The following is a 21,461-nucleotide window of genomic DNA, read 5'->3' on the forward strand; positions in this document are numbered from 1 at the left end:
GCATATAGACAAACGCCTCTGCCCGGTGCGGCCGGATCTGGCAACTTGCCAATCCCGCGACAATCCAGCGTTTGTTAAGGCCTCGGTCCTATAAGACCGCCAGCCAGAGCTCTCCGGGGTCAGCCATGTTTCGAGCCGCTTCGTCCGCCAGCATTGTTCTCCTAGCCACATCGCTTGCCGCTCATGCCGGCGGCGACCCGGCACTGGGCAAGCATGTCTTCAACCGGTGCATCTCCTGCCATGAAGCGGCCACCGACCGCGACAAGGTCGGCCCGCATCTGCTGGGCGTCGTCGGTCGCACCGCCGGCAGTGCCGAGAGCTTCCTTGGTCACTACTCCGAGGCGATGAAGAGCGCCGGTGCTGGCGGCCTGGTCTGGGATGAAGCCAACCTCGCCGAATATCTCAAGGCGCCTCGGCTCAAGGTGCCCGGCAACAAGATGGCCTTTGCCGGCCTGACCAACGACGACGACATCGCCAATGTGATTGCCTATCTGAAGGCCGATCCCAAGCCCTGAGCAACAGCCGGCTGCGTTGCATGACGACGCAGGCTTGGCCGGATATGTTACGCCCGCAACTGGAATTCCAGAGCGTCCGCGCCAGCGGAGATTGACTGCTTTGCCGGCACAGAAGTTCAATGACAGTTGAACTACGCTTGACTGTAAGCTAATCACGCCATGACCACGCCTTCACTACCTTTCAAGACCGTGGCGAATTCTTTTGTTTTCGGGGCGGGTCTTGTCTTGCGTCTTTCAATCCCCGGATGCCCCACATATATTCGCCGCTGTTCGCGACCAGCGACGTGATGCCGAAGCGGGAGGCCCCAATGGCGACATTGCAGAATTTCGATGCCGAAATTGCCAAGACCAAGCAGGTCGTGCAGGACATGCGCACCAAGATCGAGCAGTCCGGCACCGTGCTTGATACGCTGGCCACCGCCGACAAGAAGATCGGCGACGCCAATTTCGACATCGAGAACGCCCGCATCGAGGACGTGCTGAAACAGCAGAAGGTGATGGAAGGCAACATCGCCGACCTGATCATCGGTCTGGAGGACGCCACCAACGTCTTCGGCGCCGAATTCGAAAGCATGAAGAACTACACCGGCTGGGAAAACTTCGTTGGCATGTTCTCCAGCCAGAGCAAGCAACGCATGCGCACCGATCGCGTCCGCAACATGTCGCTGGCCGGCAACCTGCAGGAACTGTTGGCCAAGTCCGACACCATTGTCGGCATCCTGAAGGCGCAGAAGGAAGTCCTCGACCAGCGCTACAAGACCTCCGAGGCCAGCCTGTCGCAGGTCATCGAGCGCCGCAAGACCACCATGTCCAACCTCGAAGCCGTGCAGAAGCGCATCGAGGAACTCAACCCGATGCTGCTCGACATCGAAAACAAGATCGCCGCGTCCACCAGCCAGAAGGACCGCACGCAACTCGAAGGCGAACGCTCCAAGCTGGCGACGGAATACAATGAAAAGCAGGCCAAGGAGCAGGAGTTGCTGGCCGAGAGCCAGACGCTGGAACGCTACACCTCAATGTTCCAGACCTTCGTCGATTCGCTCAACAACCAGATCGCCGCTCAGTCGACGCTGATCAACAAGCTGACCATCGATACCGAACAACGCATTGTGCTCTACAAGGCGCTGGAGGATTCGCTGAAGACCGCCGCCCAGCAGGACGTCGCCCACAAGATCAACACGCTTGGCAGCCAGGTCGACAACACCGCCGAGGAAACCATGGCCGGCATCGGCGCCGCCTCGCAGAAACACATCGGCGACCTGCTTGAAATGCACGAGAAGAACATGGTCGCCAGCTCCGACATCCAGCGCCGCAAAAAGCTGGCCGACGATGCCTTTGCCCGTCGCTTCGACGAGGTGCTGAAGAAGCACAACGCGTCAAACTACGTGCAGTCTTAGGCGTGACTGGACTGCCCGCGAGCGCACAGGCATGACCCCCGAAAACGAAGCGGCCGCACGGTATTTCTCGGCCATCACGGCCGCACTGAGCGGCCTTGAAGTGTTCATGCGCGACGATCGCTCGCCGCTCTACCGGCATGGCATCGTCGCCAAGATCGTCGCCGAATACATCGCCCGGCTCGACAAGTCCTTTGCCTGCTGGCGCAACCGGTTGGGCTTCATGGACACGTTCCGCATTTCGCGTGCCGAAAGCGGTTTTCCGGTCTTCCAGAACCTGCTCGAACTCGAAAACGACCGTCGCCAGGCCGACGCGCGGCTTGCCAACATTCCGCTGGCCGGCGAGTTGCGGGAGGAAATGGCCGACTTCATCCTGCGCCACAAGGAATTCCCCGAGGCGCTGCAGAAGTCGATGGCCGAACGGCTCTATCTCGAGGACGTGAAAAGCGAGAACACGTTCGGCCCGTTCACCTTGGCGCAGACGGCTAAGGTCTCGGTCAATCCAAAGACAGCGCGGCCGTATTACCTCGTCCACTGGGCAACGTTCGACGGCAGCGCCAACCTGCCGCTGGTCTACATGGTGACGGTGGAGGATTCTTCCGACGCGATGGTGCGTCAGCTCGTCGACAGCAACGGCAAGCTCRATGACAAGGTCGACATTCCGCTGCCGGTCGATGGCCTGCTCAACCCGGAGCTAGCCCACCGTTTCGACGATTTCACCGAGAAGAATTCCGCCTACACGCTGTCGCCGGCGACCATCGCGGTCAACCTCGACAAGGATTTCGAGCCGCTGCACCCCAAGCAGTTGCGCCGCGTCGTGCTCGGCCCATTCTATTCGGCGGGGATCACCGACAACAATTCGACGGTGACCGAGGTGCTGGCCAAGGTGCGCAAGCCGGAAAATGCCTGGCTGCTGACCTGGACCATCCAGGAGGTCTATTCCAAGAGCGAGAAAACCGGCCGCAAGGGGCTGTTTTCGAGCGAGAAGACGACGCAGGAATTCTTCATCAACACCGATGATCTGGAAGCCGCGCGCCAGGGCGTGTCCAGCTACGAAAATCATGCGCTGATCCCGCACGAGGCCTACCAGGCACTCTACGCCGCCGGCGAGGCGCAGAGGATCTTTGCCGGCTACAAGGTCCACATCCTGTCCAACGGACAGGTGATATCAGATGTTTGACGGCGAAACGACAGCACCATCACGTACACCCTACCGCGGCACAGCCGTGGTCATTGTAAATTTAGCGGCGTGGCTCTTTGCCTTTTTGTGGGACTATTTCGTTCCAGAACAAATCTTCGACGCGGTCGCTCGCGCGGCAGTGTTGTCTGGAACTTTTGGCGGGGCGTTGGCATCGACAAATTCGCTCAAAAATGCCGGTCTCACAGCATTTGCCGGAATTGGATCGACGGTCCTCATCTTGTACGTACCGTTGACAGGCTTTCGTATTGGCATGGCCGTCGGCGGTATAGGGACTTCTTTCGACGCGATTTTGTCTCTTACCGCCTTCTATGCGTTGGTGTTTCTGCTCATTTTCGCAATCACGTCCGTGGCCATTTGGCTCGGTTGGAGACCGAACGATTGACATGAGGTACGCATGGATACCGGCCTGACCACCATTCCGGAAGCTTCGATCGAAAAGCACCGCGCCACCGCGCAGAGCTTCATCACCCGCATCGTCGTGCTGGAAGACCCTTCACGCGAGTCCGGCACGGCGCTGGCCGGCACCAACCGCCGCTTCGTCTCGACCGTCTCGGTCGGCTCGGTGCGGCGCACGCGCGAGGTCGAGCTGTCGAGAACCGTCGGCGCCGTCCATCCCGACGACCAGCTGCTGACCATCCCGCAGCACACTCTGTTGTTTCGCGCCCGGCGCGGCACGGCGATCGCACTCGCCATATCGGACGTCTTTGCCGAAGGCTCCGACCTCGAAAGCCTGCAAGCGAAAAACACCCGCGCGCCGCTCGAGGGCGACGAGGCCTCGGCTTTCAAGAAGCTTCTGTCGGCCTCGGCCTATATCTCCGCCTTCAGCCTCGCTTCCTATCTGTTCCAGCTGATCGACAGCGATGGCGAAGCGCCCAACGACATCCCGGAGCCGGACTTCCTGTTCGACACGCCGCAGGATGCGGTGAAGTCGATCCTGGCCGGCCTCGACAAGGCGATATCGGGCTCGTCCGACGATGCCGACCTGATGACCAGGGCACGCGCCTTTGCCCGCGTCGCCATAGACGGGCTGTTGGCGCGCAAGGGTCGCTTCGACGGCATTGGCCCGTTCGAGAACGCGCATATCCGCATCGATGCCGATAGCTTCACCCTCGACGGTTTCGACGTCGCGCCGGGCAAGCGCTCGAAGCCGCTGGTGATGACCTTCAAGACGCCGGAAGAGGTGGTCGGCAACCACATCGCCAAATACCAGTCGGTCAAGCTCGCCAAGATGCTGATGGCCTACGACTTCGAGCGTGAGCTCAACCCCTTCGTCGAACTCGGCGGCTTCCTGTTTACCTTCATCGGCGACGGCGCCCCCGGCACCGGCAAGACGACGCTGATCCAGATGATCGCCGGCCTCGTCAACGGCTACTGCCAGGTCGCCGGCTATCCCTTCGCCTATGAGAATTTCGGCGTCGACCAGATCTCGTCCTACCAGGGCAAATCAGGCCAGAACTGCCGCCAGTTCATCAACAATGTGCTCAATCCGCGCGTCATCGGCTTCGGCACCATCGACGACATCGACCAGGTGGCGGCGCGCCGCTCCGACGACCGCGCCTCGGCTGGCCAGCAGGAGATCACCGGCGTGCTGATGGATGCCTTCGCCGGTGCCGGCACGGTGGTGCGCGGCAACTGCTCGTTCGGCATGTTCTCCAACTATCCCGAAAATGTCGACGATGCGCTGCGCCAGCGCGCCGGTGCCCGCTGGCTGGTCGACGGCCCGCAGACGCGCGATGACTACATCGACATCTTCGTGCTGCTTGCCGGCAAGAACCACAAGATCCCGCTCGGCGACCACGATCTCTACGCCGCGCAGGAAATCCAGCGCGCTGTGACCGAGGCCTACGAGGACCATGAGAAGCCGCAGGAAGACGGGCTGATGAAAGTCTACGAGCGCTACATGAAGGAGAACGGCGCGCCGAAATCGATGGCCGACATTGGCACCTATCTGCACCTGATCAAGGATGCCGAGCCGCGCTTCACCGGCCGCGCCATCAAGAACGTCACCGACGCCATCAAGATGCGCGCCATGGATATCGAGCTTCCCGACGACTGGTTCGAGAAGCCGGAAGCCTTCATGCACAAGGGCTACGACGAGAAGAGAGCGATGATCGAGGAACTGCGCGGGCCGTTCTCTATGGACATGGTCATGCAGGAGATCAACCGCTACGCCGACAGCGAGTTCCGCTATTCCGACAAGTCAGACGATGCCGCGGTCGAAAAACTGCTGCGCGACGCACGCCTGCGCGAACGGGCCGCACGCGAGATGGAGGAAATGAAGAAAAAGGGTCTGTGGAATGCGTGAACTTCCTCCCTCTGCAAATACTCATAAACCGACGGACTGCAATCGCAACGCTGAAGCACAAGGCGCATACGCTGGCGCCCCCCTCTCCCCGTTCTTCACGGGGAGAGGGTAAGGGTGAGGGGCGGCGCATGCGTGGACCAGAAAGCGTAACAACGGGCCGGGCAAGGCGTCTACGTCAATCGGACAATGACGCTGAGAACGCCCTTTGGCTCGAACTGCGCGATCGGCGATTGAACGGCCACAAATTCGTGCGGCAGTTTCCGATAGGCAGCTATTTTGCCGATTTTGTCTGAAGGGAAAGCCAGCTTGTTGTCGAGATTGACGGCAGCCAGCACGTCGGGAGCAATTATGACCAGGCCAGGGATCAGTTCATGATTTCAAATGGTTGGTCTGTCCTTCGCCTTTGGAATATCGATGTGTTGAAGGACCGGGAAGCCGTGCTCGAAACCATACTCGCCGCGATCGAGGCGCGCCTTGAGCGTCATATCGAAACGCATGAGCTCCGATTTGTTGCCGCTAAACGCTATGGGGAGACATGTTCTTGATCCGTCGCGCCGCCCCTCACCCTTACCCTCTCCCCGTGAAGAACGGGGAGAGGGGGGCGCCAGGGTTGGCGCTTTTCAGGTACAGCCGCTCGGAACTTTCCTCATGACCGCCAAGAAACCCGACCTGCTGCGCGACAATGAGCTGATCTATGGCCGGCTGCTGACGGTCGACGAGCCGCATTTGATCCAGCGCTACAACAAGGCGCTGGCGGCRTTCGGCCTGAAGCCGACGAAGTTGAAGAGCTTCCAGATCGACCGCACAGGGTTCTCGCCAGAAGTGGCCGAGGAATGCGGCGACTATGACTATCTCGACCCTAACGAGGTCAACCGCCGCTTCATCATCCTGACGCCGTCGCAGATCGACCTGCCGGTGGTGCACACCGCCTTCTCCAACACCTCGCAGCTGATGTTCGAGTTCATGTCCAAGAACCAGCGCGCCATCGACGCGCTGACCATCAAGGACGTGATCTACGGCGAGATCGAGGATTCCGTTCCCAAGGTCAACGACATCGAGGACCTCCTTTCGATCAGCCAGGTCGAGTTCAAGGTGCTGTCGGCCGAGGATGTGCTGGGCAAGGCCGCCGAGCTCGGCAAGCTCGTCGACCGGCTGAAGCAGGAGCCCGACGCCTGGCGCGACAACGCCATGCTGACCCGCATGGTGGATCTGGCCAAGATCTGCGGCGACATCCGCGAGAACGCGCTGGTGCCCGACCAGGTGATCTTCCGCCACAATGCCTACTGGACCAGCCATTTCGGCGGTCTCTACGTGTTCGTCGATCCGGACATGACGACGGTGATCGGCGATCCGGCCGCACCTGGCTTCCGCCGCTCGCGGCCGTGGCAGGTCAGTTATCTTTCGATCAACGACGCCGACAAGGTGTTCAAGTTCCTCGCCACCACCGGCCGCATCGAGCTGCCGCGCGCCTCCTGGATCGAGGCCTCGGGCTATCTCGAGCATCGCGCCGAGATGGTGGTGCGCGCGCTGATCCGCGACGCCGAGCCAGACCGCAACCTGACCGATGTCGACAAGGTCTGGCTGCAGACCTGGATCCAGAGCCATGCCGACCTGATCACCAGGGACGGCAATTTTCCCTTCCTCAACGCCGCCAAGCGCGAGATCGCCCAGCTCGGCTACCTCAAGATCGAGGATGTGTTCCCGCAGCAGCGCTTCCTGGTGATCCGCGCCAAATCAGACCACCCCGACGCCTGGCTGACCAACCGGCTGATTTCGGATTTCGTGCCGTCGGACTTCGTCTCGCGCTACATCTTCAACAAGCAGGGCTTCTACAGGGACTATGACGGCTTCAGCGACGCTTGGCGATCGCATGTTGTGGACGTTCTCAAAACCACATATTTGAAGGACAAGGTGGCGTTTCGCACACGCCTCTATGGCCTGACTGACTAGAACGAAATGAACCGTCATTTCGTTCTAACTTGTTGTTTTGGCGCATGATGCTATCCAAAAGTCTGCAACTTTTTGGCATCATGCTTTGAGGGGGTGACATCGCCATGCTCGATCCGATCGTGAACTTCTTCACCTGGATTTTCCAGTGGATCGGCCGTGGCATCGGCCTCCTGATCGGCGTCATCCTGTGGCCGTTCATGTGGGCCGGGCGCTGGTACACGCAGCGCGGCTGGATCCTCAAGGCGGTGGTCGGCATCGCCTTGCTGGTGCTTATCGGCCTCTATGCCAACTTCTTCTACGCCACCCAGTGGTGGAACAATTTCAACCCGAATTACCCCGACACCTACACTTTCGAGAAGCGCAACGTGTCCGCCGGCGAACAGGTTGCCGCCGGTTCCGGCACGGATACCGCCAAGACCTGCGGTAACTCCGGTATTGCCCAGATCGCCGCCGACCTGACCGACTTCAACGTCAACCAGAATGCCTGGATCTCGTCGATGATCCTCTACAAGATCGGCCTGTTCGGCATCGACTGGGACCACACGCCGTGGATGGACAACAAGGCCTCGTTCCAGCGCGGCATCAACCAAGCGGTGCGGCGCACGGCGACGGAACTCGCCGACAATCTCGGCCGTGTTCGCACCACGTCGCAGATCGATGCCGACCTTCAGGACGCGCGCGGCAATCTGCAGTTCGACGAATACACCTGGTATTTCGGCCTGAGCCCGTTCGGCCCGAAGACGCCGACACCGAGCTATTACCGCGACGCGGTGCGCAAGCTGCGCTCCTTCAACGCCCGGCTCGCCACCTGCCAGGCAACCTTCGATGCCCGCGCCGACAATTTGAAACAATATATCGATCGCATCGCTTCGGACATCGGCTCGACCTCGGCCATTCTCAAGGAACGCGCCGAAAACCATAACAATGGCTGGTTCGATTTCCGCGCCGACGACCGCTACTGGTTCGCCTATGGCCAGCTCTATGCCTATTACGGCCTGATGAAGGGTGCCCAGGCCGACTTCGACGACGTCATCAAGGAAAAGCACCTGCAGAGCCTGTGGGACACGATGGACGCGCAGTTCGTCTCGGCGCTGCGCATCCAGCCCTTCATCATCGCCAATGGCCGCGAAGACGGCTGGCTGTTGCCGACGCATCTGACGACGATGGGCTTCTACGTGCTCAGGGTGCGCTCCAACATGGTCGAAATCAGCAACGTGCTGACACAATAAGGCTTGCCGGCCGCAGCCGAAGCGATGGCGAATTTGCGCCGTCGCTTCTGTCGCATTCGGTGCATTGTGCGGCTGTTTTGAGACGGCGGAACGACGCGTCCTCTGGCTTCTATACGGCGCGGCAACGGAGCCGGGAAGAACCGATGACAAGATCGGCCGGTCCGCAGATGAATTTTCTTCATAGGAAACATAGTTGCATGCAAGTTGACGCCGCGGCAGCGACAGGGTTAAAACATGCCCGCGCCCCGGTTCCGGCCTGCATGCGAATGAGATCAAACCCCGTACCCTCCACCGACCAATCCAGAGGATAGCCGTCATGGCCGAAGTGAAGTCCGACATCGAGATCGCGCGCGGCGCCAAGAAGAAGCAGATCCAGGAGATCGGCGCCAAGATCGGCATTCCGACCGAACACCTTTTGCCCTACGGCCACGACAAGGCCAAGATTTCCGCCGAGTTCATCAAGTCGGTGAAGGGCAACAAGGACGGCAGGCTGATCCTCGTCACCGCCATCAACCCGACGCCCGCCGGCGAAGGCAAGACGACGACCACCGTCGGCCTCGGCGACGGCCTCAACCGCATCGGCAAGAAGGCGATCGTCTGCATCCGCGAGGCTTCGCTCGGCCCGAACTTCGGCGTCAAAGGCGGTGCCGCCGGCGGCGGCTATGCGCAGGTCGTGCCGATGGAGGACATGAACCTCCACTTCACCGGCGACTTCCACGCCATCACCACGGCACACAACCTTCTGTCGGCGCTGATCGACAACCACATCTACTGGGGCAATGAGCTCGGCATCGACACCCGCCGCGTCGTCTGGCGCCGCGTCATGGACATGAACGACCGCGCGCTGCGCGAGATCATCTGTTCGCTCGGCGGCGTCGCCAACGGTTTTCCGCGCGAGGGCGGCTTCGACATCACCGTCGCCTCGGAGGTCATGGCCATCCTGTGCCTGTCGACCGATCTGAAGGACCTCGAGAAACGCCTCGGCGACATCATCGTCGCCTATCGCCGTGACAAGTCGCCGGTCTATGCCCGCGACCTCAAGGCCGACGGCGCCATGGCCGTGCTCCTGAAGGACGCCATGCAGCCCAACCTGGTGCAGACGCTGGAGAACAATCCGGCCTTCGTGCATGGCGGCCCGTTCGCCAACATCGCGCATGGCTGCAACTCGGTCGTCGCCACCACGACGGCGCTCAAGCTTGCCGACTATGTCGTCACCGAAGCCGGCTTCGGCGCTGACCTCGGCGCGGAAAAATTCTTCGACATCAAGTGCCGCAAGGCTGGCCTGAAGCCGGCCGCTGCCGTCATCGTCGCCACCGTGCGCGCCATGAAGATGAATGGCGGCGTCAAGAAGGAATACCTCGGCAAGGAAAACATCGAGGCGGTGAAGAAGGGCTGCGCCAACCTTGGCCGCCACATCGAGAACATCCGCCAGTTCGGCGTGCCGGCGGTGGTCGCCATCAACCACTTCTATTCCGACACCGACGCCGAAATCCAGGCGATGAAGGACTATGTCGCCTCGATGGGTGAAGAGGCGATCCTGTGCAAGCACTGGGCCAAGGGTTCGGCCGGCATCGAGGAGCTCGCCAACAAGGTGGTGGCGCTGGCCGAATCCGGTGCCTCGCAGTTCGCGCCGCTCTACCCCGATGCGATGCCGCTGTTCGAGAAGATCAACACCATCGTCCAGCGCATCTATCGCGGCTCGGAAGCGATCGCCGACAAGTCGGTGCGCGACCAGCTGCACGCCTGGGAGCAAGCCGGCTACGGCCACCTGCCGGTGTGCATGGCCAAGACGCAGTACTCCTTCTCGACTGACCCGAACCTGCGCGGCGCGCCGACCGGCCACACCGTACCGGTGCGCGAGGTCAGGCTGTCGGCCGGTGCCGGCTTCGTCGTCATCATCTGTGGCGAGGTCATGACCATGCCCGGCCTGCCCAAGGCGCCATCCTCGGAAAAGATCTTCCTCAACGAGGCAGGACAGATCGAAGGCCTGTTCTGAGAATTTCGAGATCGTCGCGAGACTTGAAAGGGCGGCCACTGGCCGCCCTTTCTGCTTTCCGAGGACAAACTCTGGCTACGCGGCGTTGCGCGCCAGCGCCCGTTGGTTGGAGGCATAGATCGTATCGCGCTCGGGCAGCACGCCCGTCTTCAGGCATTCGATCCATTCGGCGGTCTTGAGCACCGCCGCGAAGCGCGACTGCAGGATGATCGTCACCACGCGGTGGATCTCCTCGGCCGAGGCATAACCGGCGCTGTTGGCGTAGGGCAGCGAGCCGGTCGCGTCGGACAGGAACTCGACGGCGAAGCCCATATGCACGGCATGGAGGATTGTCGACAGATCGCAATTGTGCGTCATGTAGCCGACGACAGTAATCGTATCGATGGCGTTGGCGCACAGCCAGTCTTCGAGATCGGTGCCTGTGAAGGCGGAGGGCAGGTTCTTTTCGACATAATGGTCGCGGCTGCGCTTGGCGATCTCGGGATGGAGTTCGGCGCCATGGCTGCCCTTGGCGAAAACTGGCGATGTCTCCGGAGCCAGTTGCTTGATTACCACCACCTTGACGCCGGCCGCGGCGGCCGCGTCCATGGCGCGTGCCACATTGACGACGCTGTCGCGGAACGGAGGATGCTGGATGGCGAGATTGCCGCCATCATAATCGTTCTGGACGTCGACGACGACAAGCGCGCGACGTGGCGTGGCGTTGGCTGGGTCAGACATGGTGTTTCCTTCCGGCTTGAATGCGATGGATCGAAAATAGGTGACATGCCAAGCGATCGAAAGTGTCCCGATTGACATCATTCGAAAGAATTGGGACAATCCACATCCACTCGCGGAAGCCCCATGACCGACCCCATCATCGCCGTCCTTGCCTTCGACGGCATCAGCCCGTTCCATCTCTCCGTGCCATGCCTGGTGTTCGGCGAGGACAGGACATCTCTTGGCCTGCCGCGCTTCGAGTTCCGCATCTGCGCGGTCAAGGCCGGCCCGATCCACACCGAAGCCGGACTGACGGTTGCCGCGCCGCATGGGCTCGAAGGGTTCGACGGCGCCGACATCGTCATCATCCCAAGCTGGCATCTCGGCGAGGCACCATCGCCGCCGCTGGTGGAGGCGCTGTGCCGGGCGCACCAGCGCGGCGCGTTGATCGTCGGCCTGTGTCTGGGAACCTTCGCCATCGCCGCCGCCGGGCTGCTTTCAGGCCGCCGTGCCGCGACGCACTGGGCCTTTTCCGAGCGGCTGCAAAAACTCCATCCCGACATCGCGGTCGATGCCACGGTGCTCTATGTCGACAATGGCGATGTCGTGACCTCGGCCGGCGTCGCGGCTGGCCTCGACTGCTGTCTCCACATCGTGCGCGCCCGCTATGGCGCGGAAGCCGCACTCCGGCTCGCCCGCCAGATTGTCCTTTCGCCGCATCGGCAAGGCGGGCAGGCACAATTCATCGAGCATCCGGTGGCAAAAAGCGCTGATGCCGACCGGTTCACCCAGGCGCTTGACGCGGTTCGCGCGACGCTTGGCGAGACGCACAGCCTCGACCGCGTCGCCGAGGCCGCCGGCCTGACCCGGCGCACCTTCACCCGCCGCTTTCAGAAATCGATCGGCACCAGTTTCGGCGAATGGCTGACCAGCCAGCGGATCGAACTGGCGCAGCGGTTGCTGGAGGCAACGGAGAAGTCGATGGACATGGTGGCCTTCGAGGTCGGCTTCGGCAGCGCCACGTCGCTGCGCCAGCATTTTTCGGCACGGCTCAAGACGTCACCGGCGCAATACCGTCGCGAGTTCTCGAGGCGAGCCGATCAGGACGTACCAGTGCCGCACGCCCTGCCTTCCTGAGAAAGAACGGCCAAAGGCGCCGCATCACTGCGGCGCCTTTGGTATTCCCTGATCCAGGCAGTCAGGCAACGTCTCCCGGCGATGGCGCGCGTTTGCGGCCAGTGAGCATGGCGCGAACCAGATTCTCACGATGGCGCAGGCTGGCCAGCAGCACGCCGCCGACATGAAGCCCGACGAGCACGAGAATTCCATTGCCCAGGATCTTGTGCGTGTCCTCCACCCAGGCCACGCCCCACCAGGCATCGGTGGTCTGCATCCAGCCCGTAAGCGCAATTCCCGCCACGCAGGTCAGAAGCGCCAGCACCATGGCGCCGCCGGCAGGGTTGTGGCCGAGATGACGCTTTTCGCGACCCTGCGCCACATCGGCTATGTACAAGCTCACCGCGCGCGGCCCACGCACGAACTGACGGAAGCGCGTGTGACCCGATCCCGCCAGCCCTGCGATCAGCCGTGAAGCTATCAAGACCCCCGCACTGTAACCGGCCAGTTCATGCAGCTTCATGATTTCTCCCGAGGAAAGCCAGGCCACCGCAACGCACAGGACCAGCGACCAATGAAAGAGGCGGACGTAGGAACTCCAGACCCTGACCGAACCTTCTCGTGTCGACCCTACCGAGGTGTCTCGTGTCGACTCGACCGAGGTGTCTCGTGTCGAAACGGTGGCGTTCATGGCGATCAACCGTCGTCGGAATCGGGGCCGACCGACTCGAGCGTCTTGGGATTGAACACGGCTTCCAGCTTCTTGCCGTTGGCGTCGAGTGCCTTGGCTTCGTAGCAGCCGTTCTCGGTCTTGATGCTGCGAACCTTCCAGCCTTCGCTTTCAAGTTTCTTTTGCAGCGCCTCGCGCGGTTGCCACTGGTCGGTTGGCACATCGCATTTGTCGGCAGCGAAAGCCGGTCCGGCAACAGCCATCACCAGCGCGGTCATGATCAAGGTCTTCATCTTGTTTTCTCCATCGGCCAATTCCGATGTCGCGAACCCTGACCGTGAAACCTGACAGCAGCCTGAACGCGTATCGTATCGCTCAAAAGCCGCAGTTGGCTTTCGTTCAGGTTCCTGTCAGCCTTGTTCCGCATGGAGGTGGCGTGTTGCTGAACACGGAGGCAAGGTGCGCGTTCTACTGATCGAAGACGACCCCGTGCTGGGCGAGGCGGTGCGCGATCATATCGCCGCCGACGGTCATGCCGTGGACTGGAGCACGACGCTTGGCGATGCCGGCGATCACCTTCATGTCGTCTCCTATGAACTCGTCCTGCTCGATCTCCATCTGCCGGACGGCAGGGGGCTCGAATTCCTGAAGACGCTGCGCCGTGAAGGCACCGATACGCCGGTCATCATCCTGACCGCGCGCGACCAGCTCTCCGACCGGATAGAGGGCCTGAATTCCGGAGCAGACGACTATCTGGTCAAGCCGTTCGATCTCGGCGAGTTGTCCGCGCGCCTCGCTGCGGTCGCGCGCCGCTATGCTGGAAACCCAAATCCCCTGGTTCGGCTCGGGCCGGTCGAAATCGACCAGGCCGCCCGCCGCGTTGTCGTGGACGGCAGGGAGGCCATGCTGACGTCCCGCGAATGGGCTGTGCTGGAGCAGTTTTTGCGCCGCCCCGGCATGACCGTGGGCAAGAACCAGATCGAGGATGCGCTCTATGCCTTCGGGGCGGAGATCGAAAGCAACACGGTCGAAGTCTATGTCAGCCGCCTGCGCAAGAAGATCGGGCGCGAGGCCCTCACGACCGTAAGGGGGCTGGGCTACCGCCTGGCATTCCCATGAGGTTCTTCGACAGCCTTGCCGGTCGTCTCGTTGCCTCCCTGATCCTGGTCACGGTCGCCTTCGGCCTGGTCGCCGCGGTCACGGGAAGCATCACCCTGCATCGTGAAATCAACGAAGCCATGGACAATTCGATGCAGGAAGCGGCCCGCCGGCTGCTGCCGCTGGTCATCGACGATCTTTTCGGGCGCGAGGTTTCGCAATCGCCCCGCAGGCTGGCAGAGGCCGTCTCGGACGATATAGGCGGTCGCCTCATCTTCCAGGTGCGGGACGGCAGTGGCCGTGTTCTCCTGCACTCCTACAATGCTCCCGCGGAGCCGCTCACGGCTGAACTCGCGCAGGGCTTTTCGGAGGCCGCCGGATGGCGCATCTACACCGAGCCCGCGGTTGGCGGCACGATCTTCATCCAGGTCGCCGAGCTCGATGCACGGCGCAACGAGGAGACCTTCGAAGCCGCCACCGGTTTCCTGATACCGATGGTCATCCTGATCCCGTTGAGCGCACTTGTCGCGTGGCTGACCCTGGCGCGTTTCCTGAGGCCGATTGCAACATTGCGCGGCGAGATCAGCGCCCGTCACGGCGACAACCTCGCTGCGATCCGCACCACCGAACTGCCTTCGGAACTCGCCGCCATTGCCAAGTCGGTCAACAGCCTGATGCGGCGCCTGCACATGGCGCTTGAGGCGGAAAAAGAATTCACCGCGAATGCCGCGCATGAATTACGCACGCCGATTGCCGGCGCATTGGCACAGACGGAGCGCCTGATCGCGGAAGCTCCGGACGACGCGGCAAGAAAACGTCCGCGCCAGATCAAGGCAGCGCTGTCCGACCTCGCCGGCCTGTCCGAAAAGTTGATGCAGCTGGCGCGCGCCGACGCCGGAGTGGCCGCCGCCGGCAAGCCTGCCGACCTTGCCGCGGTCGCCGCACTGGTGGTCGAAGACTTCGAGCAGCACAGCGAAAACAAGGGCCGCCTTCGCCTCGAAATACCGGTGAAAGGCAAGGCGCTGGCCGCGATCGACACGGATGCACTGGCCATCGTCCTGCGCAACCTTATCGAGAATGCCTTGCGGCATGGCCCCGAAGGCGGAGAGGTTGTCGTGCGCATCGACGAAGACGCCCGACTTGGCGTGATCAACAAAGGTCCGGTGGTTCCAGCCCCAGGCAGCCTGATCAAACGGTTCGAGCGCGGAGCAACGCGCGCCGAGGGATCGGGCCTCGGGTTGGCGATCGTCAGCCGGATCCTGCAACAGATCGATGCGACGCTGGTTCTGAACTCCCCGGCATCCGGCCGGCAGGACGGGTTCGAAGCGACGATCCGGTTTCCCGCCGCCTAGAGCCGGATGATTTCAGGTCGACTTGAAATCTGAATCCGCCTCTAACTCGAAGAGATAGAGCATGATGTCGTCCGAAACCGCTTCACACTTTTCGGCATCATGCTCTAGCGTCAGCCGCGCTTGACCGCCCGCGCCGGATTGCCGACCACTGTGGTGTTCGCGGCGACGTCGCGCGTCACCACCGCGCCGGCGCCGACGATGGCGCCCTCGCCGATGCTGACTCCGCCAAGGATGATCGCGCTGCCGCCGATCCATGCATTGGCGCCGATCTCGACAGGCCTCGCGATCTCCAGCCCCGCTTGCCGCCCGGCGACCTCCCTGTGGTGCTCGGCGCAATAGATCTGCACATTGGGGCCGAGCAGCGTTCCCCTGCCGATGCGCACGCTTGCCGTATCGAGAATGGTGCAGCCGGCGTTGAGAAAGGCGGCATCGCCGAGAAAGATGTTGAAGCCGTAGGCGCAGTGGAACGGCGCCTCGATGCGGGCGCCCTCGCCCGCCCTGCCGAGCAATGCCTTCAAGCCCGGCCCGAGGTTTCCGCGCTGCCGGGGCGGCAGGCAATTGTGCTCGAACACCGCGTCGCGCGCCATGACGCGCAAGGCCTCCAGTTCGTCATCGAGGCAGGTGTACCATTCGCCGGCCGCCATCTTGGCGCGCTCGCTTCCAGCCATGACGGTGTCCTCCCTTTGGCATCCCCGCCAAAGCACAAATGCCGCGGACGGAGAAGTGCCAGCTTCTGCCAATTCCGGGCGCAAAATCCATTCCGATTTTGCGAAGTCATGTCTGGTCAAAGGCCAAGCCTATGCTAGCCTGCTCTTGCTGGGCTGTCCTGGCCCGGCGATGAGGGGATCAATCATGCTGTATATTCTCGCACTTCTGATCGGCGTCATTGCCGGTCTTCGCGCGATGACCGCGCCGGCCGCCGTCGCCTGGGGGGCTTATCTCGGCTGGCTGCCGGTCGCCGGCACCTGGGCCAGCTTCATGAGCCATTGGGCCGCTGTCGGCATCTTCACCATCCTGGCCATCGTCGAACTGGTCACCGACCAGTTGCCTTCGACGCCGAGCCGTAAAGTGCCGCAGCAATTCGGCGCCCGCATCATCATGGGCGCCTTTACCGGGGCTGTCATCGGCGCCACCGGCGGTTCCACCATCGGCGGCCTGATCGCCGGCGCCATCGGCGCTGTGATCGGCACGCTGGGCGGCGCCGAAGCGCGCGGCCGGCTGGCAGCCGCCTTCGGCAAGGACCCGCCCGCCGCCTTCATCGAGGACGCAGTGGCGATCATCGGCGGCTTGCTGATCGTGGTGGCGGTGGCATGACGGCAAAGACCTTCGACGCCATCATCATCGGCGCCGGACAGGCCGGCCCGTCGCTGGCCAGCCGGCTGAATGCCGCCGGCATGAGCGTGGCGCTGATCGAGCGCAAGCTGGTCGGCGGCACCTGCGTCAACACCGGTTGCATGCCGACCAAGACCATGGTCGCCAGCGCCTATGCCGCGCATCTGGCGCGGCGGGCCGCCGACTATGGCGTCACGCTCAGCGGCCCCGTCGGCGTCGATTACAAGGCGATCAAGGCGCGCAAGGACAAGGTGTCGAACGACGCCCGCATCGGGCTCGAAACCTGGATCGCCGGCATGGACAATTGCACGCTCTATCGCGGCCATGCGCGTTTCGAATCCGCCAACACCGTGCGCGTCGGCGACGACCTTTTGACCGCCGAAAAAATCTTCCTCAACACCGGCGGCCGCGCCTCTGTGCCCGACCTGCCCGGCATCCACGATATCGACTATCTGACCAACTCCTCGATGATGGATCTCGACGTGCTGCCGCGCCATCTCGTCGTCGTCGGCGGCAGCTACATCTCGCTCGAATTCGCACAGATGTTCCGCCGCTTCGGCAGCGACGTCACGGTGATCGAGAAGTCTCCCAGGCTGACCGGCCGCGAGGACGAGGATGTTTCCGACGCCATCCTTTCCATCCTCCAAAACGAGGGCATTGCGGTCCATCTCGGTGCCGACGACATCGCCTTCGCCAAACAAGGCAACGACACTGCCGTGACCTTCTCCGCCGGCAAACCGCCGGCGGTCGGCTCGCATGTGCTGCTGGCTCTGGGACGCGTGCCCAACACCGACGATCTCGGCCTCGACAGAGCAGGCGTCGAGGTGGACAAGCGCGGCTTCGTGACCGTCGACGACCAGCTGCGCACCAGCGTGCCCGGCATCTGGGCGATGGGCGACTGCAACGGCAAGGGCGCCTTCACCCACACGTCCTACAACGACTACGAGATCGTCGCCGCCAACCTGCTCGACAATGATCCGCGCAAAGTCAGCGACCGCATCGAGGCCTATGCGCTCTACATCGACCCGCCGCTCGGCCGCTGTGGCATGACCGAGGCCGCGGTGAAGAAATCCGGTCGCCGGGCGCTGGTCGGCCAGCGGCCGATGACCCGCGTCGGACGCGCCGTCGAAAAGGGCGAGACGCAGGGCTTCATGAAGATCCTCGTCGATGCCGACACCAGGGAGATCCTCGGCTGTTCGGTGCTTGGCCCCGGCGGCGACGAGGCGGTGCATTGCGTGCTCGACCTGATGTACGCCAAGGCGCCCGTCGACACGCTGGCGCGCGCGGTGCACATCCACCCGAATGTCTCGGAACTGCTGCCCACCATCGCCCAGGAGCTGAAGCCGCTGGTGTGAGAACCCTCATACTCGCGCCAAGCTGTGGACTTTATGCATTGCTGCGTTGCAGCAATGCATATTGCGCGTAGCGCGGCTACGCGTTCAATCTGAATTTGAACCGATTCAGTCTGGACGCCCTATGCCTTTGCCGATCCTTGCGCTTGCCATTGCGTCCTTCTGCATCGGCACCACCGAATTCGTCATCATGGGCCTGCTGCCGGAGGTCGCCGCCGACCTCGGCGTGTCCATCCCTTCGGCCGGCCTGCTGGTCACCGGCTATGCGCTGGGCGTGGTCTTCGGCGCGCCAATCGTGGCAATGGCCACCGCGCATTTGCCGCGCAAGCCGGTGCTGGTTGGCCTCGCCGCACTGTTCGTCGTCGGCAATCTGTTCTGCGCCATCGCGCCCAACTACTGGATGCTGATGGCCGCGCGCGTCTTCACCGCCTTCGGCCACGGCGCCTTCTTCGGTATCGGCTCTGTCGTTGCTGCGAGCCTTGTGCCGCGCAACAAGCGCGCCAGCGCCATCGCGCTGATGTTCGCCGGGCTGACGCTGGCCAACATCCTTGGCGTTCCCGCCGGCACCGCCCTGGGCGAAGCCTTCGGCTGGCGCGCCACCTTCCTCGCCGTGGTCGGCATCGGCCTGATCTCGGTCGCTTGCATCGCCTGGCTGGTACCATCCGACGTCGCTGAACCGAGCGGTGGCGGCCTGCGCGGCGAATTGCGCGTGCTGGGCAAGCTACAGGTCTGGCTGGCGATGCTGATCGCCGCGCTTGCCTCGGCCAGCCTGTTTGCCGTCTTCACCTACATAAAACCCTATCTGACCGACGTGTCCGGCCTGTCCACTTCCGCCGTCACCTGGGTGCTGCTGCTGTTCGGCGCCGGCATGACCATCGGCAACATCATCGGCGGCCGGCTCGCCGACTGGAAATTGATGCCGACGGTCATTGGCACGCTGCTGTTGCTGGCGCTCCTGTTTGTCGGCTTCAATCAGTTCGGCGCCATAGCCGGCGTTGCCATCGGCATCGTTTTCCTGTGGGGCCTGCTCATCTTCGTCGTCGTGCCGCCGCTGCAGATCCGCGTCGTCGAGGCGGCCTCCGAAGGGCCGAACCTTGCCGCCACGCTGAACCAGGGCGCCTTCAATGTCGGCAATGCCAGCGGCGCCTGGATCGGCGGCGTGGCCCTTTCCGCAGGCGTTTCCTATGCCAACCTGCCGCTGGTCGGCGCGGCATTGGCGCTGCTGGCGGTCATCGTCGCGGGGCTGTCGCAGACACTGGATAGGCGCGCGCCTTCCGTCCCGCTTCAGGCTGCCGCGGAATAACCGCTTGCGCCCATAGCGCGGCAGGCTGGACCAATCGACATCGGCGCCTTCAAATGGGCATGTCTTGTCGCTCTTGATGGAGGAAAGTCATGCAGAAATCGATCGAGCGCATCGCCGGCGAAAGCGAAGGAGTTTCCTACGAATTTCCGCTGTTCCGGTTTGCCGGAACCGGCAAGGCCGCTCCGTCAGCCTATCTGCAGGCGGCACTCCATGCCGGCGAGTTGCCGGGCGTCGTCGCCATCGACGCGCTGATGCCGATGCTGGCCAAGGCCGAGGCCGAAGGCCGCATCAAGGGCAACATCACTGTCGTGCCCTGGGCCAACCCGATCGGCCGCGCCCAATATCATTTCGGCGAGCATCAGGGCCGCTTCCATCTCGGCACCCGCACCAACTTCAATCGCGGCTTTCCGCTGCTTGCCGCACCCGACGCAGCACTCTTGCCCGACGTCACGCTTGGCCCTGTCGACCGGCGATTGAAGACCCGGCTGGTGCAGCTTTCGCTCGGCCACGACATTGTGCTCGACCTGCATTGCGATGACGAGGGGCTCGCCTATCTCTATGTCCATACCAGCCTGTGGCCGGCGATGGCCGACTGTGCCGCCGCCATGGGCGTTGATGCGGTGATGCTGTGGAGCGAAGACACCGACGGTACGTTCGAGGGCGCCTCGATCATGCCCTACCAGAACGTTCCCGATGACATGGCCAAACTCGACCGTCGCGTCGCCACGACGGTCGAGTATCGCGGCATCCTCGACGTCGAYGGCACGTTGGCCGCCGCCGACGCCGAAGGTCTCTACCGGCTGCTGGTGGCGCGCGGCGTGATCTCCGACACCGCCCTGCCCGCACCCGGTCCTTTCACCGGTGTCGTCGCACCGCTGGAAAATATCGAGATGATGCCCGCGCCCCGGGCGGGCGCCGTGCTTTATGACGTGAAGCCCGGCGACCGCGTCGCCAAGGGCGCTCGCCTCGCCACCATCGTCCATGCACCGGGTGAAACCGATGGCCGCACCGAAGTTTTGGCACCGCAGGATGGCATCATCCTCACCCGCCGCTCGCGCCGCATCATCCGCGCCGGCGAAGACTTGTTGAAGCTGGTCGGCGACAGCAAGAGCGCCGACGCCAGGTCGGGGACACTGGAGGACTGAATTAGCCCGAAATAGCCAGCCGCGCCTTCGCCTCCAGCCATTCGGCCATCTGCCGGTAAGGCACCGGCCCGTGGCTGATGCGGGCGACGCCGAGTTCCGCCAGCCGCTGGCGCGGCGGCACATGCGCCAGCGCAATGATGTTGACCGGCAACGCGATTGCCTTGCAGAGCGCCTCGATCAGGCTCTCATCGCCAAGGCCCGGCGCAAAGAAGCCGTTCGCTCCGGCCCTTTCATAGGCGTGTGCTCGTTCGATCGCCTGGTCGAGCAGCGCCTTGTCGTGCGTATCCGGTTTGGCCTTGAGGAAGATGTCGGTTCGGGCGTTGAGGAATGCCGGGATACCCGAGGCCTTGACCGCAGCGGCGGCGGCTTCGATCCGCTTCACCTGTAGCGCGATGTCGTGCAGGCCGGTGCCGCCGACGATCTGGTCCTCGAAATTGAAGCCGATGGCGCCGGCCTGCACGGCACGCGTCACGGTGCGGGCGACGGTTTCCGGTTCAATGCCGTAGCCGCCCTCGAGATCCATGGTCACCGGCAGGTCGACCGCCCCTACGATCCGCCTGATGTTGTCGAGCGCCAGCTCCAGCGGGATCTTCTCGCCATCGGCGTATCCGAAGGCGGCCGCCACCGGCCAGCTTCCCGTGGCGATCGCCTTGGCCCCTGCTTTCTCGACAATCTTGGCCGAGCCCGGGTCCCAGGCATTGTAGAGAACGATCGGGTTTCCCTTAACGTGGAGGGAATGGAATGCGCGCGCACGCTCAATCTGCTCGGTCATTGCTGTTTTCCCATGTTTCTGCGGTTGGACAT

The 21,461-nt window shown here is 62.8% G+C and carries 20 protein-coding genes and 1 pseudogene; 16 read left to right on the forward strand and 5 right to left on the reverse strand.

Annotation, left to right across the window (positions count from 1 at the left end):
- Nucleotides 1–125 precede the first annotated feature (125 nt).
- From AC1D0I_RS18345 to AC1D0I_RS18385, 9 genes and pseudogenes are all read left to right on the forward strand, one after another.
- On the forward strand, nt 126–515 hold the full coding sequence (locus tag AC1D0I_RS18345; RefSeq protein WP_457151215.1) for a c-type cytochrome: 390 nt from the start codon (nt 126–128) through the stop codon (nt 513–515).
- A 308-nt stretch (nt 516–823) separates the two neighbouring features.
- Nucleotides 824–1,912, forward strand: coding sequence for a hypothetical protein (locus AC1D0I_RS18350; RefSeq protein ID WP_095091695.1), 1,089 nt, complete (start codon nt 824–826; stop codon nt 1,910–1,912).
- Between the two features lie 31 nt (nt 1,913–1,943).
- Nucleotides 1,944–3,089 carry a hypothetical protein gene (locus AC1D0I_RS18355; RefSeq protein ID WP_477396818.1) on the forward strand — a complete coding sequence of 382 codons (1,146 nt, stop codon included), beginning with the start codon at nt 1,944–1,946 and terminating at the stop codon, nt 3,087–3,089.
- A complete protein-coding gene (locus tag AC1D0I_RS18360; protein ID WP_477396820.1) occupies nt 3,082–3,492 on the forward strand; it encodes a hypothetical protein in 411 nt (136 codons plus the stop codon). Before AC1D0I_RS18355 ends, AC1D0I_RS18360 begins: the two co-directional genes overlap by 8 nt.
- A 12-nt stretch (nt 3,493–3,504) precedes the next feature.
- Nucleotides 3,505–5,415 carry an AAA family ATPase gene (locus tag AC1D0I_RS18365; RefSeq protein ID WP_477396822.1) on the forward strand — a complete coding sequence of 637 codons (1,911 nt, stop codon included), beginning with the start codon at nt 3,505–3,507 and terminating at the stop codon, nt 5,413–5,415.
- Nucleotides 5,416–5,543: 128 nt separating this feature from the next.
- Nucleotides 5,544–5,960, forward strand: a pseudogene (locus tag AC1D0I_RS18370) (endonuclease domain-containing protein).
- Between the two features lie 103 nt (nt 5,961–6,063).
- Complete coding sequence (locus tag AC1D0I_RS18375; RefSeq protein WP_477396824.1) at nt 6,064–7,365, forward strand: DUF6638 family protein; 1,302 nt, start codon at nt 6,064–6,066, stop codon at nt 7,363–7,365.
- 104 nt (nt 7,366–7,469) lie between these two features.
- Nucleotides 7,470–8,594: a DUF2333 family protein gene (locus AC1D0I_RS18380; protein WP_477396826.1), complete on the forward strand. Its 1,125-nt coding sequence runs from the start codon at nt 7,470–7,472 to the stop codon at nt 8,592–8,594.
- Between the two features lie 316 nt (nt 8,595–8,910).
- Complete coding sequence (locus AC1D0I_RS18385) at nt 8,911–10,590, forward strand: formate--tetrahydrofolate ligase (protein WP_477396827.1); 1,680 nt, start codon at nt 8,911–8,913, stop codon at nt 10,588–10,590.
- Nucleotides 10,591–10,665: 75 nt separating this feature from the next.
- On the opposite strand, the gene AC1D0I_RS18390 is transcribed toward AC1D0I_RS18385, so the two are convergent.
- The gene (locus AC1D0I_RS18390) at nt 10,666–11,310 is read right to left on the reverse strand and encodes a cysteine hydrolase family protein (protein ID WP_477396829.1); all 645 of its coding nucleotides are present in this window, start codon (nt 11,308–11,310) and stop codon (nt 10,666–10,668) included.
- Nucleotides 11,311–11,433: 123 nt separating this feature from the next.
- On the opposite strand from AC1D0I_RS18390, the gene AC1D0I_RS18395 reads away from it, so the two are divergent.
- The gene (locus tag AC1D0I_RS18395; protein ID WP_477396831.1) at nt 11,434–12,426 is read left to right on the forward strand and encodes a GlxA family transcriptional regulator; all 993 of its coding nucleotides are present in this window, start codon (nt 11,434–11,436) and stop codon (nt 12,424–12,426) included.
- 61 nt (nt 12,427–12,487) lie between these two features.
- Here the strand turns inward: AC1D0I_RS18395 and AC1D0I_RS18400 are convergent, their stop codons facing one another.
- Both AC1D0I_RS18400 and AC1D0I_RS18405 read right to left on the reverse strand, forming a co-directional pair.
- Nucleotides 12,488–13,096, reverse strand: coding sequence for a cytochrome b/b6 domain-containing protein (locus tag AC1D0I_RS18400; protein WP_477396833.1), 609 nt, complete (start codon nt 13,094–13,096; stop codon nt 12,488–12,490).
- Nucleotides 13,097–13,101: 5 nt separating this feature from the next.
- Nucleotides 13,102–13,368: a PepSY domain-containing protein gene (locus tag AC1D0I_RS18405; RefSeq protein ID WP_477396835.1), complete on the reverse strand. Its 267-nt coding sequence runs from the start codon at nt 13,366–13,368 to the stop codon at nt 13,102–13,104.
- A 166-nt stretch (nt 13,369–13,534) separates the two neighbouring features.
- Between AC1D0I_RS18405 and AC1D0I_RS18410 the strand changes: the two genes are divergently transcribed.
- Nucleotides 13,535–14,194 carry a response regulator gene (locus AC1D0I_RS18410; RefSeq protein ID WP_477228244.1) on the forward strand — a complete coding sequence of 220 codons (660 nt, stop codon included), beginning with the start codon at nt 13,535–13,537 and terminating at the stop codon, nt 14,192–14,194.
- Nucleotides 14,191–15,525, forward strand: a complete 1,335-nt coding sequence (locus AC1D0I_RS18415; protein ID WP_477396836.1) for an ATP-binding protein — start codon at nt 14,191–14,193, stop codon at nt 15,523–15,525. The genes AC1D0I_RS18410 and AC1D0I_RS18415 overlap by 4 nt, the downstream gene beginning before the upstream one ends.
- 110 nt (nt 15,526–15,635) lie before the next feature.
- On the opposite strand, the gene AC1D0I_RS18420 is transcribed toward AC1D0I_RS18415, so the two are convergent.
- Nucleotides 15,636–16,193 carry a sugar O-acetyltransferase gene (locus AC1D0I_RS18420; RefSeq protein ID WP_477396838.1) on the reverse strand — a complete coding sequence of 186 codons (558 nt, stop codon included), beginning with the start codon at nt 16,191–16,193 and terminating at the stop codon, nt 15,636–15,638.
- A gap of 184 nt (nt 16,194–16,377) precedes the next feature.
- Here AC1D0I_RS18420 and AC1D0I_RS18425 point away from each other — a divergent pair, with 184 nt between their 5' ends.
- The 4 genes from AC1D0I_RS18425 to AC1D0I_RS18440 all read left to right on the forward strand — a co-directional run bounded on the left by AC1D0I_RS18425 (nt 16,378) and on the right by AC1D0I_RS18440 (nt 20,657).
- The gene (locus tag AC1D0I_RS18425; protein ID WP_477396840.1) at nt 16,378–16,839 is read left to right on the forward strand and encodes a DUF4126 domain-containing protein; all 462 of its coding nucleotides are present in this window, start codon (nt 16,378–16,380) and stop codon (nt 16,837–16,839) included.
- Entirely contained in the window at nt 16,836–18,212 is a 1,377-nt protein-coding gene (locus tag AC1D0I_RS18430) for an FAD-containing oxidoreductase (RefSeq protein WP_477396841.1), read from the forward strand. Before AC1D0I_RS18425 ends, AC1D0I_RS18430 begins: the two co-directional genes overlap by 4 nt.
- A 121-nt stretch (nt 18,213–18,333) precedes the next feature.
- A complete protein-coding gene (locus AC1D0I_RS18435; RefSeq protein WP_477396843.1) occupies nt 18,334–19,512 on the forward strand; it encodes an MFS transporter in 1,179 nt (392 codons plus the stop codon).
- Nucleotides 19,513–19,601: 89 nt separating this feature from the next.
- Nucleotides 19,602–20,657, forward strand: a complete 1,056-nt coding sequence (locus tag AC1D0I_RS18440) for a peptidase M14 (RefSeq protein ID WP_477396845.1) — start codon at nt 19,602–19,604, stop codon at nt 20,655–20,657.
- A gap of 1 nt (nt 20,658) precedes the next feature.
- Here AC1D0I_RS18440 and AC1D0I_RS18445 read toward each other — a convergent pair whose 3' ends face one another.
- A complete protein-coding gene (locus AC1D0I_RS18445; protein ID WP_477396847.1) occupies nt 20,659–21,429 on the reverse strand; it encodes an isocitrate lyase/PEP mutase family protein in 771 nt (256 codons plus the stop codon).
- Nucleotides 21,430–21,461 lie beyond the last annotated feature (32 nt).

The sequence above is a fragment of the Mesorhizobium sp. P2_D1 genome (genome assembly GCF_056404455.1).

What these genes read in the sequence shown, in the direction of transcription:
- AC1D0I_RS18385 (WP_477396827.1), top strand. Translation starts at nt 8,911, where the DNA reads ATGGCCGAAGTGAAGTCCGACATCGAGATCGCGCGCGGCGCCAAGAAG.
- AC1D0I_RS18365 (WP_477396822.1), top strand. Translation starts at nt 3,505, where the DNA reads ATGGATACCGGCCTGACCACCATTCCGGAAGCTTCGATCGAAAAGCAC.
- AC1D0I_RS18430 (WP_477396841.1), top strand. Translation starts at nt 16,836, where the DNA reads ATGACGGCAAAGACCTTCGACGCCATCATCATCGGCGCCGGACAGGCC.
- AC1D0I_RS18380 (WP_477396826.1), top strand. Translation starts at nt 7,470, where the DNA reads ATGCTCGATCCGATCGTGAACTTCTTCACCTGGATTTTCCAGTGGATC.
- AC1D0I_RS18415 (WP_477396836.1), top strand. Translation starts at nt 14,191, where the DNA reads ATGAGGTTCTTCGACAGCCTTGCCGGTCGTCTCGTTGCCTCCCTGATC.
- AC1D0I_RS18350 (WP_095091695.1), top strand. Translation starts at nt 824, where the DNA reads ATGGCGACATTGCAGAATTTCGATGCCGAAATTGCCAAGACCAAGCAG.
- AC1D0I_RS18345 (WP_457151215.1), top strand. Translation starts at nt 126, where the DNA reads ATGTTTCGAGCCGCTTCGTCCGCCAGCATTGTTCTCCTAGCCACATCG.
- AC1D0I_RS18405 (WP_477396835.1), bottom strand. Translation starts at nt 13,368, where the DNA reads ATGAAGACCTTGATCATGACCGCGCTGGTGATGGCTGTTGCCGGACCG.
- AC1D0I_RS18445 (WP_477396847.1), bottom strand. Translation starts at nt 21,429, where the DNA reads ATGACCGAGCAGATTGAGCGTGCGCGCGCATTCCATTCCCTCCACGTT.
- AC1D0I_RS18435 (WP_477396843.1), top strand. Translation starts at nt 18,334, where the DNA reads ATGCCTTTGCCGATCCTTGCGCTTGCCATTGCGTCCTTCTGCATCGGC.
- AC1D0I_RS18390 (WP_477396829.1), bottom strand. Translation starts at nt 11,310, where the DNA reads ATGTCTGACCCAGCCAACGCCACGCCACGTCGCGCGCTTGTCGTCGTC.
- AC1D0I_RS18395 (WP_477396831.1), top strand. Translation starts at nt 11,434, where the DNA reads ATGACCGACCCCATCATCGCCGTCCTTGCCTTCGACGGCATCAGCCCG.
- AC1D0I_RS18400 (WP_477396833.1), bottom strand. Translation starts at nt 13,096, where the DNA reads ATGAACGCCACCGTTTCGACACGAGACACCTCGGTCGAGTCGACACGA.
- AC1D0I_RS18420 (WP_477396838.1), bottom strand. Translation starts at nt 16,193, where the DNA reads ATGGCTGGAAGCGAGCGCGCCAAGATGGCGGCCGGCGAATGGTACACC.
- AC1D0I_RS18425 (WP_477396840.1), top strand. Translation starts at nt 16,378, where the DNA reads ATGCTGTATATTCTCGCACTTCTGATCGGCGTCATTGCCGGTCTTCGC.
- AC1D0I_RS18360 (WP_477396820.1), top strand. Translation starts at nt 3,082, where the DNA reads ATGTTTGACGGCGAAACGACAGCACCATCACGTACACCCTACCGCGGC.